The sequence below is a fragment of the Corynebacterium sp. HMSC063G05 genome, assembly GCF_001810555.1.
Classification (GTDB): domain Bacteria; phylum Actinomycetota; class Actinomycetes; order Mycobacteriales; family Mycobacteriaceae; genus Corynebacterium; species Corynebacterium jeikeium_D.
The window spans coordinates 202,377-216,934 of sequence record NZ_KV801849.1; the positions used below are offsets into that span (position 1 = coordinate 202,377).

At 58.2% G+C, this 14,558-nt stretch carries 14 protein-coding genes; 7 read left to right on the forward strand and 7 right to left on the reverse strand.

Annotated elements, in window-relative coordinates:
• Window positions 1-4: 4 nt before the first annotated feature.
• From lipA to HMPREF2751_RS05360, 3 genes are all read left to right on the forward strand, one after another.
• Window positions 5-1,063: a lipoyl synthase gene (lipA, locus tag HMPREF2751_RS05350; protein ID WP_049192902.1), complete on the forward strand. Its 1,059-nt coding sequence runs from the start codon at window positions 5-7 to the stop codon at window positions 1,061-1,063.
• A gap of 93 nt (window positions 1,064-1,156) precedes the next feature.
• Window positions 1,157-1,936 carry a DUF4191 domain-containing protein gene (locus tag HMPREF2751_RS05355; protein ID WP_005511046.1) on the forward strand — a complete coding sequence of 260 codons (780 nt, stop codon included), beginning with the start codon at window positions 1,157-1,159 and terminating at the stop codon, window positions 1,934-1,936.
• 267 nt (window positions 1,937-2,203) lie between these two features.
• Window positions 2,204-3,823, forward strand: coding sequence for an aspartate:alanine exchanger family transporter (locus HMPREF2751_RS05360; protein WP_180802898.1), 1,620 nt, complete (start codon window positions 2,204-2,206; stop codon window positions 3,821-3,823).
• 2 nt (window positions 3,824-3,825) lie between these two features.
• Here the strand turns inward: HMPREF2751_RS05360 and HMPREF2751_RS05365 are convergent, their stop codons facing one another.
• Window positions 3,826-4,344 carry an RDD family protein gene (locus HMPREF2751_RS05365; RefSeq protein WP_049192901.1) on the reverse strand — a complete coding sequence of 173 codons (519 nt, stop codon included), beginning with the start codon at window positions 4,342-4,344 and terminating at the stop codon, window positions 3,826-3,828.
• Window positions 4,345-4,748: 404 nt separating this feature from the next.
• Between HMPREF2751_RS05365 and glnA (HMPREF2751_RS05370) the strand changes: the two genes are divergently transcribed.
• From glnA (HMPREF2751_RS05370) to glnA (HMPREF2751_RS05380), 3 genes are all read left to right on the forward strand, one after another.
• Window positions 4,749-6,185, forward strand: coding sequence for a type I glutamate--ammonia ligase (gene glnA, locus HMPREF2751_RS05370; protein ID WP_048732575.1), 1,437 nt, complete (start codon window positions 4,749-4,751; stop codon window positions 6,183-6,185).
• A gap of 937 nt (window positions 6,186-7,122) precedes the next feature.
• Window positions 7,123-8,295: an ornithine cyclodeaminase family protein gene (locus HMPREF2751_RS05375; protein ID WP_049170206.1), complete on the forward strand. Its 1,173-nt coding sequence runs from the start codon at window positions 7,123-7,125 to the stop codon at window positions 8,293-8,295.
• 72 nt (window positions 8,296-8,367) lie between these two features.
• Window positions 8,368-9,825: a type I glutamate--ammonia ligase gene (glnA, locus tag HMPREF2751_RS05380; protein ID WP_048732579.1), complete on the forward strand. Its 1,458-nt coding sequence runs from the start codon at window positions 8,368-8,370 to the stop codon at window positions 9,823-9,825.
• Between the two features lie 235 nt (window positions 9,826-10,060).
• Here glnA (HMPREF2751_RS05380) and HMPREF2751_RS05385 read toward each other — a convergent pair whose 3' ends face one another.
• The 6 genes from HMPREF2751_RS05385 to HMPREF2751_RS10745 form a co-directional block, all read right to left on the reverse strand.
• Window positions 10,061-10,711, reverse strand: a complete 651-nt coding sequence (locus HMPREF2751_RS05385) for a hypothetical protein (protein ID WP_141747438.1) — start codon at window positions 10,709-10,711, stop codon at window positions 10,061-10,063.
• A 99-nt stretch (window positions 10,712-10,810) separates the two neighbouring features.
• The gene (locus HMPREF2751_RS05390; protein WP_070595631.1) at window positions 10,811-11,746 is read right to left on the reverse strand and encodes a hypothetical protein; all 936 of its coding nucleotides are present in this window, start codon (window positions 11,744-11,746) and stop codon (window positions 10,811-10,813) included.
• A gap of 145 nt (window positions 11,747-11,891) precedes the next feature.
• Window positions 11,892-12,083 (reverse strand): hypothetical protein, encoded by a 192-nt coding sequence (locus HMPREF2751_RS10735; RefSeq protein ID WP_141747440.1) that lies wholly within the window; start codon window positions 12,081-12,083, stop codon window positions 11,892-11,894.
• Complete coding sequence (locus HMPREF2751_RS05395; RefSeq protein WP_168164775.1) at window positions 12,047-12,382, reverse strand: hypothetical protein; 336 nt, start codon at window positions 12,380-12,382, stop codon at window positions 12,047-12,049. Before HMPREF2751_RS05395 ends, HMPREF2751_RS10735 begins: the two co-directional genes overlap by 37 nt.
• Window positions 12,383-12,591: 209 nt before the next feature.
• Window positions 12,592-12,888, reverse strand: coding sequence for a hypothetical protein (locus tag HMPREF2751_RS10740; RefSeq protein WP_141747443.1), 297 nt, complete (start codon window positions 12,886-12,888; stop codon window positions 12,592-12,594).
• 506 nt (window positions 12,889-13,394) lie between these two features.
• Window positions 13,395-13,952, reverse strand: coding sequence for a hypothetical protein (locus HMPREF2751_RS10745; RefSeq protein ID WP_141747445.1), 558 nt, complete (start codon window positions 13,950-13,952; stop codon window positions 13,395-13,397).
• Window positions 13,953-14,143: 191 nt separating this feature from the next.
• Between HMPREF2751_RS10745 and HMPREF2751_RS05410 the strand changes: the two genes are divergently transcribed.
• Entirely contained in the window at window positions 14,144-14,470 is a 327-nt protein-coding gene (locus HMPREF2751_RS05410; RefSeq protein WP_070595635.1) for a helix-turn-helix domain-containing protein, read from the forward strand.
• Window positions 14,471-14,558 lie beyond the last annotated feature (88 nt).

Sequence of the window (14,558 nt, forward strand, 5' to 3'; positions counted from 1 at the left end):
AACTGTGACTGTTAAGCCAGAAGGACGTAAGTTACTGCGCGTCGAGGCACGAAATGCCGAGACCCCTATCGAGAACAAGCCCCGGTGGATTCGCAACCAGGTTCGTCCGGGCCCCAGCTACAAGGACATGAAAAACCGTGTCTCGGGTGCCTCTTTGCACACGGTCTGTCAGGAGGCTGGCTGCCCGAACATTCACGAATGTTGGGAAGACCGCGAGGCCACCTTCCTCATCGGCGGCGATAAGTGCACCCGCCGCTGCGACTTCTGCCAGATTAACTCAGCCAAGCCCGACCCATTGGATAAGGATGAGCCGCGTCGTGTTGCGGAATCCGTCCGCGAGATGGGTCTTCGTTACGCCACTATCACCGGTGTCGCCCGCGACGATCTGCCCGACGGTGCATCCTGGCTCTACGCTGAGACCTGCCGCCAGATCCACGAACTCAACCCGAATACCGGAGTCGAGCTCCTTGTCGATGACTTCCGTGGCGACGAATCTGCAGCACAGCAGGTCTTCGATGCCAAGCCTGAGGTTTTCGCCCACAACGTGGAGACGGTGCCTCGTATCTTCAAGCGCATCCGCCCCGCATTCCGCTACGAGCGTTCCTTGGAACTCATCACTCGCGCTCGCGAAGCTGGACTGGTTACCAAGTCCAACCTCATCCTGGGCATGGGCGAAACCTATGACGAGATCATCTCCGCTATGCAGGATTTGCACGATGCCGGCTGCGATATTCTGACGATTACTCAATACCTCCGCCCCACTCCACTGCACCATCCAATTGAACGTTGGGTTAAGCCGGAGGAGTTCGTCAAGCTCTCCAAGACCGCTGAAGAGATGGGCTTTGCCGGCGTCATGTCCGGCCCGCTGGTCCGCTCTTCCTACCGCGCTGGACGGCTCTACGCCCGCGCACTGGCGCACCGCGGTCAGGAACTGCCGGCGCATCTGTCCGCGCTTGCCGACGACAACGACAACAACCTCGCGCTTCAGGAAGCCTCGACTCTGCTCGACCGCTATGGCGCATCGGAGGATACGCCAGTCACTTCGGCTATTCCGGCTTCCTAGAGGCTGACGGCCGCAGCGCCGTCGTAAAGCGAAACGGCGCTACGGCGCGGTCTATTGCCTAAAACTACATCGCATGCCCTAAAGTTGGTGATTATGGCGACCAATGATGCGAAAGAAATGAAGAAGGCGAACCGCGCCGCCAAGCGCGCTCAGCGTAAGCAGACTCGTAGCCAGATGTGGCAGGCGTTTAAGCTGCAGCGCTCGCGGGACAACAAGCTCGTGCCTTACATGGCGCTGGGCTTCTTCGGTCCAATTATCCTGCTGTTACTGCTTGGTCTGCTCATTGGTGGAGTCTGGCCCTGGGTTCTGACGATTATTGGTATCTCGATCGGCTTTATGGTCGCGATGTACATCTTCTCTAAGCGTCTTGAGGCGTCCTTCTACACAGAGGCGGAAGGCCAGGCCGGCGCTGCGGCGTGGACGCTGGACAATATGCGTCAGGGCGTTGGCTATGTCTGGCACGTCAAGACCGGTGTTGTCGCTAATCAGCACATGGATGCTGTTCACCGTGTTATTGGTAACGCCGGTGTTGTGCTGGTCGGTGAAGGTGATCCGAACCGCGTCAAGCAGATGATTGCTCGTGAAAAGAAGTCGCTGGCACGCATTGCGGGCGAAGCTCCGATTTACGACATGATTGCTGGTAGCGACGAGGGCCAGGTCCCGCCGAAGAAGCTGCAGCGCGAACTCATGCGTTTGCCGCGCAACCTGAATAAGGATCAGGCTAACGCTCTGAATGAGCGCATCCAGTCGATGGACCGTATTCGCGATGCGCGCGCGAACATGCCCAAGGGTCCAATGCCGAAGGGCGCTAACCCACAGGCCGGCATGAACCGTCGTGCGCGCCGTGCCGCCAATCGCGGCAAGAAGCACTAGAGGTTTTAGCTAGGTTTCACCAGGGTCGGTTGCTCGGGCAACCCACCGAGGGGCAATCTAGGTTGAAGCAGAAAAAAGGGGCTTTCGGGCCCCCTTTTTTTGTGCTTTAAAGCTTTAAAACGATGCCTAAAGCCATGTCTTCACACACAGTTATTGATGTCTTGTTGAAGTGATTGCTCTCACTTATCACGCTGTCAGCAAAGGTCGTATCCTTGCTGGAAACAATGCTTAATGAAGATTACTGCTAGTTGTGCCACCATGGGATATGTGCAACTCTTGGCTGAAAATGAACTCTTAGCGCTTCTAGTGATTTTGTTTCTTGGCCTGGCAATTGGCCAGATCAAGATCTTCGGCTTCAAGCTTGGCGTGGCTGCCGTCCTTTTCGTCGGCCTTATCCTCGCGACTATTGAGCCGGAAATTCAAATCTCCCCGTTGATTTACATCGTGGGCCTGGCATTATTCGTCTACACCATCGGGCTGGAGGCGGGCCCCGAGTTCTTCAGCTCGTTACGCTCGCGCGGCATCAAGCACAACCTGTTCGGCATTGGTGTGCTCGCAGTTGTCACCATCGAGTCTTTCCTGCTGATCAAGTTTTTGCCTATCGATCCGGTGGAAGGCGCAGGCGCCTTCACAGGCGCCCTGACCAACACCCCGGCTATGGCAGCAATCGTCGATGCTCTTCCTAGCCTCATTTCGGATAAGGGCGAGCTGGCCGCTGCGCACGATATGCCGGTGATTGGTTACTCCCTGGCCTACCCAATCGGCGTGCTGGCAGTGATTGCTTCTATCGGTATTATGTCGAAGGTCTTCCGCGTCGATCACGACCAGGAAGCTATTGACGCAGGTGTTGCCGCGCTTCCGCTGCATACTCGGGACATCAAGATTCTCAAGGACGACCTGCCTTCCATCACTGACCTTCCGTCGAAGTTCGGTTTGGACATTACGGTTTCACGCATTGAGTACAAGGGCCACCTCTACATTCCATCACCGGGTGACACTGTCTCCGTCGGCGATATTATTTCCGTCGTCGGTACAGAGGAAGAAATTGCTCGTGCCGCCGAGTACCTTGGCGAGCTTATGCCAGGCGATCCGACACACGACGGTCGCCTGGACTTCCGTCGCATCTTCGTCTCTGCATCTGACGTGGTCGGTGTCCCCATTGCGGAACTTCAGACTCGCATGGACGGCATGATCATTACGCGTATTCGCCGCGGCGACCACGACATCGTCGCAGAGCCAAACATGCGCCTAGAGCTTGGTGATCGCGTCCGCGTAGTTGCACCGCCAGAGAAAATCAAGGACGCAACAAAGTTCTTCGGCGACTCTTACAAGAAGCTTTCCGACGTCAACCTCTTGCCCCTCACCCTTGGGCTTACGCTGGGTGTCTTGGTGGGTCTCATCAAGATTCCGCTTCCGGGCGGCAGCTCGCTCGCCCTGGGGTCCGCTGGTGGTCCACTGGTTGTGGCGCTGATTCTGGGTGCTGTCGGTCGCACTGGCCCGTTGGTTTGGCCTATCCCCTACTCGGCCAACCTGGCGTTCCGCACCATGGGTCTAGCACTGTTCCTGGCTGGTATCGGCACCACTGCCGGTAAGGGATTCCAGGCTGCGTTGTCTGACCCGGCATCACTGACAGTTCTGGGGCTTGCCGCCATCATCGCGTTTAGCTCCGCACTGTTGACCCTCATTGTCGGTCACCGTGTGCTGAAGATTCCATTCGGCCAAACTGCGGGTATCCTCTCGGGCTTGCAGACTCACCCGGCAGTGCTCTCATACGTCAACGACCAGGCCAAGAACGAGTTGCCGGCAATGGGATACACAACGGTGTATCCAATGGCCATGATCATGAAGATTATTCTCGCCCAGGTCCTGGTCGTGTTGGTGCTATAGCGCTAACCCAAAATGACGGCCGTGCCAGTGGCACGGTCGTGCATGCCGCGCATATCCGAGTCGGTGATTGCTGGCGGCAGCAAGAAAAGAGTAAGCAAGCTGCGGAAGAAGGCACGAACAAAGCCAACTCGCTCGCTGGGCTTGTCCACGCGAGCGACACCCATCTTCATCATCCACTGGCCCGGAGTGCGGGCGAACAGCCAAACCGACACCGTGCCAATAATGAGGAAGACAACTGGCGAATAGGTCGCAAGGAATGACTGCCAGGCGATAAACGAATCCCCGAACTGGTCAATCTGCGCCTCGCTCGGGCCGAAGAACATCGAAAAAGCGCCGGCAATCATCAAGGAAATAATCCAGTCAATGAGAATGCCGCCGACGCGACGCATCAACGTCGCTTGCGATCCTGGGCCATCGGGGGCAAGACCCAATGCCTGGCCGGGATAGTCCGAGAGCTTGTCCGGATTATCGAACTCTCCCGGAATCTGAGGGCCATCTAGCCAACTGTGCTTTTCTTCCATGGGTTCATAGTCTAATGCAGCAATCCGGCTATCAAATCACGGGCTGGGACAGCCATTCAGCGCGTGCGGGGGTAATCCGGGGGCGATGTTGCGTCGCCTTTTCCATTTTCTTATCAGCATGGGAGCTAAAGGCGCGTCGTAAAGCGTGTGTGACGCGAATGCGCAGGATATTGCCGTGTTTCCACAAACAGATAACTTACTCCCTATTTGCGTAACCCATTCCGTATTGGCGAATTCCTCACGCGCCATGCCAGAAATTCGTGGTTCTAATTCCAGAATGAATGCGTGGTTCGTTAAGCTTGAAGGCGTCAACCGGCCAGTCCTTGACAGCGCGGCAGGTGCACGAAACAGCGTGCAAGAATTCCCTGCTGCGTACTAAACAAGGCCAACTAAGGAGACCGCACATGTCCTTCAAAACTCCCGAGGAAGTAGTCGCGTATATCAAGGAAGAGGGCGTCGAGTTCGTAGACGTCCGCTTCACGGATGTTCCCGGCATCGAGCAGCACTTCACCATCCCGGCATCCGCATTTGACGAGGACGCGATGGCCGAAGGCCTGGCATTCGACGGTTCCTCGATTCGTGGTTTCACTTCCATCGACGAGTCCGACATGGCACTGCTGCCCGACCTGAGCACCGCGCGCATTGACCCGTTCCGCAAGGCAAAGACTCTGAACGTCAAGTTCTTCGTCCACGATCCGTTTACCCTCGAGCCGTTCTCCCGCGACCCGCGTAACGTCGCGAAGAAGGCGGAGGAATACCTCATCTCTACCGGCATCGCCGACACCTGCTTCTTCGGCGCTGAGGCGGAGTTTTACATCTTCGACAACGTCAAGTTCGAGACCGACACCAACCGCGGCTTCTACGAAGTTGATTCCATCGAAGGCTGGTGGAACCGCGGCAAGGACCAGAACCCGGACGGCTCTGCAAACCTGGGTTACAAGACCCGTCTGAAGGGCGGCTACTTCCCTACCGCTCCGTACGACCACTACCAGGACCTGCGCGACAAGATGTGCCTGAAGCTCGCTGACGCCGGCTTCGACCTGGAGCGCGCCCACCACGAGGTCGGCACTGGTGGCCAGCAGGAGATCAACTACAAGTTCAACACGATGTTGCACGCTGCAGACGACCTGCAGACCTTCAAGTACATCATCAAGAACACCGCCTGGGAAGAGGGCAAGTCCGTCACCTTTATGCCGAAGCCGCTGGCTGGCGACAACGGCTCGGGCATGCACGCTCACCAGTCGCTGTGGAAGGACGGCAAGCCGCTGTTCCACGATGAGGCCGGCTACGCAGGCCTGTCGGACATCGCTCGCTGGTACATCGGCGGCATCCTGCACCACGCAGGTGCGGTACTGGCCTTCACCAACCCGACCCTGAACTCCTACCACCGCCTGGTCAAGGGCTTCGAGGCTCCGATTAACCTGGTCTACTCGCAGCGCAATCGCTCTGCCGCTGTTCGCATTCCGATCACCGGCTCCAACCCGAAGGCAAAGCGCATCGAGTTCCGCGCCCCGGACCCGTCGGGCAACCCGTACCTTGGCTTCGCTGCCATGATGATGGCCGGACTGGACGGCGTGAAGAACCGCATCGAGCCGCACGCTCCGGTCGACAAGGATCTCTACGAGCTCCCGCCGGAGGAAGCCGCCGACATCCCGCAGGCTCCGACCTCTCTCGAGGCCGCACTCGAGGCCCTGCGCAACGACCACGAGTTCCTGCTCGAGGGCGATGTCTTCACCGAGGACCTCATCCAGACCTACATCGACTACAAGTACGAAAACGAGATCGAGCCGGTTCGCCTGCGCCCCACTCCGCAGGAATACGAAATGTACTACGACTGCTAAAGTTTTCGCTTCACGACGGCCACAGCAAGCAGCCCCCATTGCTCCTAGTGGCCGCCCAACAAGCTTGGTAGATACCGCCTGACCACAGTAAATGTGGCCAGGCGGTTTTTCGTTGCGGCCATGCTGACTGCGGGTGCCTGGGCCCGCATACGCGCGCGTATGTGAGCACGAATTTGTGCGCGGTTCCGGGCCACTCCCCTGAACAGGGCCATACACCACCACAAAAGGGCCGCGACTCCTGCACGAGTAGAGTTGCACGCTCTCCGCCCCAGTCTTATCGATGCAATATTCACTTGTCGATGCGCTATAGCGTGGCCATAAGTGAACAGCGCATCGACAAGTGACAGGGTGGGGAGGATACCGTGCGCATAAGTGCCGGACAGCCGTCGACAAGTGAAGGAAAATCATCGATAGGTGCCAGAAAATTGGCCATACGTGCGAGGGTGGCGCTAGGGACAACACGAGGGACGGATGCGAGGGACACCGCAAGGGGGCGGACACCAAGAGCGGATGGGGCATGCTGCGAAGGTAGGATGCCAGGCAATCACGCCCGTTGAACCAGAAATGTGTCGCAACTTAATGACATGTGACAAAGTTCATAAACATTGATGCGTGGGAGGATAATTCACTCATCTGTAATCGTTCTCAAAAAGTATCAATTGTGCATGTCGAAGTAGTTATTACGGGCAACTTATTGACGGAAGTTGGGCTCTGTCGCTGTGACCGTCGTAAAGCGGGAATGTCGTGCTGAAAACTGCGTAAACGCCCCTACGCTGTGGTTTTTCCGTATGGTGGTACGCCATACCCCTCGGAAATGGCGACTCGAGAGCCCACGCCGAGGCGATTTGATTGATTCTGGAGAGCATGCATCTGGAATAACTTAAGCCCAGCCGCCGCATAGGGTGGCCGATGAACATTAAGAAGGATTTGAGCATTCTTGACTAACGAAAACGCTGCCAACCCAGAAAACTCAACTCGCATTGATTTTCTCTACCTCAGCGAACCTGACATGGTTGAAGCTGGTGTCACGGATTTCGCCAAGTGTGTTGAGACCATGGAAGAAACCCTGATTCTGCTGGCCGACGGCGACTACCGGATGGCCGGCGCTTCCGCTAACTCCCACGGTGCCCAGATCAACTTCCCGGATAACCCAATCCATGAGGGTATGCCGGCAAATGGCCCTGACCGTCGTTTCATGGCAATGCCCGCTTACCTCGGTGGTCGCTTCAACGGCGCAGGTGTGAAGTGGTACGGCTCCAATGCCGATAACCGCCAGAACGACCTGCCACGTTCGATCCACCTGTTCATTCTCAACGATGCAATTACGGGTGCCCCGAAGGCTGTCATGTCGGCAAACCTCCTGTCGGCCTACCGCACTGGCGCTGTTCCGGGTGTCGGCGTCAAGCACCTGGCCGTCGAAGACGCCGAGGTCGTTGGCATCATTGGCCCGGGTGTTATGAGCCGCACCATTCTCGGCTCCGCTATGTCGCAGCGTCCGAGCATTAAGAAGGTTAAGGTCAAGGGCCGCTCCCAGGCTTCGACCCAGAAGGCTGTGGATTGGATTAAGAACGAGTTCCCGCAGCTGGAAGAGGTCCGTATCGTCGAGACCGAAGAAGAGGCCATCCGCGACTCCGACATCCTCATCGCCGGCACCTCGACTTCCTCCGATGGCCCGTCCGGTTTCCCGTACTTCAAGAAGGAGTATCTGAAGCCCGGCGCGCTGCTGCTCATGCCAGCCGCTGCACGCCTCGACGACGACTTCGTGCGTTCCGACGACTGCAACCTCGTCGTTGACTACACCGGCCTGTACGAAGAGTGGTTCAACGAGAACGGCCCAGACGTGACCTATGAGCGCTTGCTCGGTATTCCGGGTAACCGCTGGTGGGACATGAAGGAAGAGGGCACTCTTCCCGCCGAGAAGCTTGTCAACATTGGCGATATCGCTTCCGGTAAGGCCCCGGGTCGCCAGAACGACGAGGAAATCTTCTGCTACTCCATCGGAGGCATGCCAGTCGAGGACGTCGCCTGGGCCACCGATGTCTACGACAACGCCCTGGCAAAGGGCATCGGCACCAAGCTGAACCTGTGGGATGTTCCGCTGCTGAAGTAGTAGTGACCAGTAATTTCAACACCACGATTAGTAAGCTCAACAAGCTAGACGCGAAGTAGGCGAGTTTTACCAATGGGTAAGTTCAAACCCAGCAGTGACCAGACAACTCCGGAAGGAATCCAACGATACATCCGGGACAATGACATTCGCTGGGTAGACGTCCAGTTCACCGACGTTCCCGGCATCGAACAGCACCTAACCGTTCCGGTATCCGAGTTTGATGAGGACTCAGCCTACGAGGGCCTCGCCTTCGACGGATCGTCCATTGCGGGTTACACCTCGGTGGATAACTCCGACATGATGCTGCTGCCCGACCTGGACACGGCTTTCATCGACCCGTTCCGTAAGTCGAAGACGCTGAACATGAAGTTCTTCGTCCATGACCCGCACACCCGCGAGCCATTTAGCCGCGACCCGCGCAATATTGCCCGTAAGGCCGAGAACTACCTGAACGAACTGGGCTTCGCCGATACCTGTAATTTTGGCGCTGAGGCAGAGTTCTACATCTTCGACTCCGTCCGCTACGACTCCAGTTCAAACAAGTCATTCCACGAGGTGGATTCGGTTGAGGGCTGGTGGAACTCCGGGGTGAAGGTAAACCCGGACGGATCGCGCAACCTCGGCCACAAGGTGCGTACCAAGGGCGGCTACTTCCCTACTGCTCCGTATGACCACATGCAGGATCTTCGTGACGAAATCGGCGAGCACCTGCAGGATGTTGGCTTCCATGTTGAGCGCTCCCACCACGAGATGGGTTCGGGCGGTCAGCAGGAGATTAACTATCGTTTCAATACTCTGCTGCACGCCGCCGATGACATGCAGACTTTCAAGTACGTGGTGAAGAACACCGCCAAGTTCAACCAGAAGTCCGCTACCTTCATGCCGAAGCCGTTGGCCGGCGATGGCGGCTCTGGTATGCACATCCACCAGTCACTGTGGAAGGATGGCAAGCCACTATTCCACGATGAGAACGGCTACGGTGGCCTGTCCGACATGGCGCGCTACTACATTGGCGGCATCCTGAAGCACGCCGGTGCAGTCCTGGCTTTCACCAACCCGACGATGAACAGCTACCACCGCCTGGTTCCGGGATTCGAGGCTCCCGTCAACTTGGTCTACAGCCAGGAGAACCGCTCGGCCGCCATCCGAATCCCGATTACCGGCGCAAACCCGAAGGCCAAGCGCATCGAGTTCCGCGCTCCGGACCCGTCGGGCAACCCGTACTTGGCTTTCACCGCCGCAATGATGGCTGGTCTCGACGGCATCAAGAACCGTATCGAGCCTGGCAAGCCGATTGACAAGGACCTCTACGAACTGCCACCAGAGGAACTCAAGGACGTCCCTACCGTCCCGCATTCGCTGGAGGGTGCGCTGAAGGCGCTGGAGGAGGACCACGAGTTCCTGCTCGCCGGCGATGTCTTCACACAGGATCTCATCGACGCGCATATCCGCTACAAGTTCGAGCAGGAGATTATGCCGGCACGTCTGCGCCCGACGACGCAGGAGTTCGAGCTCTACTACGACTGCTAGTACGCACGGCATATTTGCACAACTGACCTGCGTTTATTTGTATAACTGCTAGGCAGAAGCGAACCCCTCGGCTTTTCGGCAGAATTGTCGAGTGGTTCGCTATTTTCATACCCAATTTAGGCGGTTTTCAACTCGATTTACCCTGTTTTCACCCGCTCCTTCTGCAAAATCTGGTGCCCGACCACGGCTTCTAGGCCACGGCCTCCTGGTAAGTTCCAGGAGGCCTCGTGACCTCTTATGCGGCTTCGCCAATCTGAAACGGGCCTTCGCGCCCCGCAATGCTCAGCATGTCCTCGCGTGCCCGGCCTTTACGCGAGCGCCCGCCCCGAGGTGGCCTTGGACCAGGCCCCTCGTCTATTTGCCTGCGCAGGTAATTTATTGCAAGCAAAGCGTTAGTTCCAGCAACAGCCAGACCAATAAAGAACAGGAACGCAGCTATGCCTCGCATGTACCGCTTAGTGCGTTCACCCTTGCCGATAGCGACCATGCTCTTCATGCTGTGGTTACGTGCTTCAACGAGGTTGCGGGCTTTGCAGTAGAGCTGTTCCCACTCCCCGGTGTAGGCCGGTGGTCCTTGCTGGGCGTACTTGTGGAAGCGGTCATGCTCGTGGATACTCACCAGTACCGAGGCTTGGGAGCAAATCTTGCCGGAGGTATTCACCTTGTCCAGGACGTGCTGTGGCAGTGGCATGGGTGGCTGACCCAACGCGGTTTTCTTGGCTACTGCTTCGTGCGATTGTTTGTTGCCGGCCCGAAGTGGGCAGAGCACCTTGCCGGACAGTGCTGGGCAATGGAAGCGTTGGGAGCCGTCAGCGCGTGTTTCTTTAATCGGAAGTTGTAAGGCATTTCGCCGAGCGTGCTTCGACTCGCGCTCAGCGTCGGTCATGTCTTTGTTCTCGTGGTCAGCCTTAGGGTGAAGTGGGGCCTTGAACGCTGCAATGCACGGGCAATAGGGCCGCCTGCGACTTGGGTAATACCCTCCACGTCAGCAGTAATTCCGAGGGCTTCTTCTCTGTCTGGGAGGTCTCCAATATGGCCCCAAGCGTCCAAGCGCGTTGGGCGTTGGTAGTTGTCCACCGCAGCACCGGGGGGAGTAAATGCGGTCACCGACGAGGTAGCGTCGTGGCAGGCCGGATTTTCGGAACACTGCAATAGCGAGCCGACCGTTGAACCCTACACGACGGCCAGGCTTATCGAGAGCTACGCCAACAAGGGGAGCCGGAATATCTTCGCCAAACCGACCGCCGGTGGCCACAACAAGCGTTGCGTCGAGGCCGAAGACACGCTTTTCAGTCACCGTTACGCCCGGCGCGTCGCCGTTATGGTCACGTCCGCGGCGGCACCGGCCCACGCCCGGTTGTGTCGGCATGATTTTGCTCTTTTTGGTGGTGCCATAGGTCAAAATGTCAATGACGGTCGCGTCGAGAACCAGGTCACCAAGGTACGTCTCGAACACATCGTCACCGAGGAGCCGAGCGGACGCTACGGCCAGTAGGGAGCCGAACACGGACCCGCGCATATTACGCTGTTTAATGAACTCCGGGTCGCGCGTAGCCTTAATGGCGTACGAGACCTCTTTTTTCAATCGCTCCCGCATCGGGGTTTCCGGGTACAGATTGAAGCAGGAAATCACCCGCCACTGCAGCGTATTGCGGTAGCGGTGGGACCACTGCTTGTAGGTGCCACGACGAAAGTCCTCGGTGCGCAGGCCAATAGCGTCCCAGTCTTTCTTGTCGAGGCGTCTGGCGAGATTATCGGCGGTGACCGAGAGGTTCATGGGTAGCTGCATGAACACCGGCAACAGCGCGAGAATGAGCGCTGCCCGCACGGAAATGTGAGACGGGCGCCTGCCAGGTCCTTTTGCTTGCTTGTCTCCCGCGTACCATTCCTCGCACTGTTCGAGCACATCGGAGGTGTCCACAATGCGCGCAGTAATGTCAATGAGGTCAAGGCTGACTTTTCCCTTGTCTGGCAGGGTAATGAGCTTTCAACCTCTTCTTGTGTTTCGTGGTGCTCATGTGGCTCACCTCCTTTCTTCGTGTTGGTCAGTGTCGGTTTCGTGTTCGCTAGTTGTTAGTGACCAGGCGCAGCGCGGGCCGGCGAGTCGTGGTCTCGGTGCCGTCCGGGTTAACCGCGCTGTGCTTGCCACGTAGAAGCTCTCGCGCCTGCGGCCCTTCGGTGTCCACTTCCCGCAGCCAGGATGTGAAGTGCTGGAGGGAGGCTACGCCCGCAGCGAGTGCGACAACAGCCTCAGGCACAAATTCACGAAACGGCCAACGGCCCACGTCGTGCGCAGTCGACGGGAGTCCAAGCGGACGTGTTCGGGCTTGCCAATACGTGTCGAAATGGCGGCCACAGACTCGGTGGTGGCGTGGGCGCGTTGCGGAAACAGCACCAATGAATTGCAGGTCGGCAGCGCGCGCACTTGGGTACCAACAACCTGCTCCCATTCAGCACGTACCGGCACGGTTCTCGTCCCGGCACCTCGGTAGCCACGGGCGGTGACAAGAACACCGGCAGCGTCAATCGTCACGTCGCTTCGGGTAAGTGTGGACATTTCTTTCGAGCGCAGTCCCGCCCCTAGCCCCAGTGCAAGGTAGGTGCGTGCGCCCGCGCGTTGGTAGTCGGTACCTAGCGAGTACGACCACTGGACGAGCTGGCTCTACTCTTTCACCGTGTAGGGTGCGTCGGGGGCTTCGTAGCCATAGGCGACGGTAGCGTCCCCGAACGGCCACTCGGGGTTGAGTTTTCGCCCCAGAGCTACGATTACGGGGCGGCGTGCGCCCTTGACACGACTCGGCCAAGGGCTGACACCAATGGCGTACTCAATGGTTGCCGGGGACAGCACACCTTCAACGGTGAGCTGCGCCCCAGGTGTTCGACGGCAATGATGGCCGTCCAAGCGAGTGCGAGCGTGTCGTTGCGTAGCGACTCCGCAGACACGACCGCTGGGGCGAGGTAGGCAAGAGCAAGTGGGCGGACAAAGGGTGCGACGATCTGCCACTGCGCAGCCGAAAGTACGCGTGGTCGGTAGTCCCGGACAATGCGGGCAAAGTCAGGCATGACAAAACTTTCGTCTGCCAGGTGTCTCGTCTGGTGCCAACTGCACGCTCAATGGTGGACGAGGCGGCAGAGGTGGTGGTGCAGTAGGAAAAGGTCTGGCACGAAACCAGAAACGGTGTTTTTTGAAATAAACGCACCAGGCCCGCAGGGCCACTGACCAGGCCCAATGACATGGGCCGCCACTTCCAGGGGCGCCGAGTCATGACTTACCTCCTACAACAAGGCGCAGCCGTGGACGCAAAGCAGCCCGCTCGACAGTGCTCACGTCATAGCGAAGCGCCAGGTCGCACGTGCCCCCGTAACTCGTCGACGCCTCTAGCGCCCAGACTGCTACATAGCGCCCAACAACCGCCGCCACCTGGGGGGGGAAGCCCACCTCGTCTTGAAGCTGCGCCACGGCCCACGTTTCGCGAAACACTGTCGACGACACGTTCACCCAGGAGGGGAACTCGACACACGCAAACGGTACGTTGGTCTTCACCAAGCAACCGGGCAACTGCGACAGGCTAGTGAGCGCCTGTCGAAACCTCAACGCGGGCAGTCCTCGTCTCGTCGCCCACCCGTACCCATGCACCATGAGGATCTATGACGCTGCCCTCAATGGTGCGAATGATGGACATGGGCAACTCCAGCCCAAATGACAGCGCAATGGTTGCCACAACGTTCCGCTTCCGTGCTGTCGCCGAAATGGTGGTTGACCACCGGAAAACCGTGTTACGTTGCTGCGGTGACAAGTACGTGGTGGGGCGTGACAGCACTGCCAGCTGGCGTGTCGGCGGTGTGCAGCGGGCGTACCCCCAATGCTCATGCCCCAGCCAGCGACTCACAGCAGCCAGCCGCGACTCGTAGGTTCGTTTCGTTCCCGCCGGAACACCCGACACTGAAGCTACCCACCACCACACCAACTCGCGGCAAAACAGGCCGTCAACCCCAGCATGTGCTCGGCTTAGATCAGCTCCCGTGGCGGCCGCCGACTCAGCTACATAACGTGCAAGCAGCGCACCAATGCTCGCCAGCTCTCGCGCATTACGAATACCGTCCCGTCCGCCGGTACGGTGAGCCACGTCAACTCCCAAGACCAGCAACCGGCGTACATGCACCAGCACTTGCCGTTTAGCTCCGCGACGGGGCAATAGCGCTTCGCGTGAGCAAGCAGCTACATGTAGGTGCTGGTTTCGTGAACCTGAGTCATTTACGCCACCGCCTTCGGGCGTGGCGACGAGAACTGACTCTCGTCAGCATTTAGCGTGAAAGCATGACCGACAACGACGCCTACGCAGGTAAGGCCGCGAAGGAGCTGTACCCCGGCTGGCCGGACAGTCGATTGCCCAAGCTGGAGTCGGCCCACCAAGTCATTGAGGACCTGGCTGCCAATGTCTTTCGTCGCTACCGCAACTACACGCTCAAAGAGTTCGCCGAAGACACTGGCGTGAGTGCGTCGACCATTTCTGATTTGACGCGCGGTAATGCGTGGCCGAGTGCATTGACTGTGGCGCGACTGGAGGTGGCGGTGAGGTACCCGTTGTGGCCGAGAAAACATGTCCATACCCCAAGCCGAAACCACGGGATGGCAAACCCATAAGATTCCGCAAAAACTCTTACGGTTCTTCGGCCCCTGACACCCAGGCGCCCCTCTACGACTTACCAGCTCATTCCGCTATCGCGTTTCC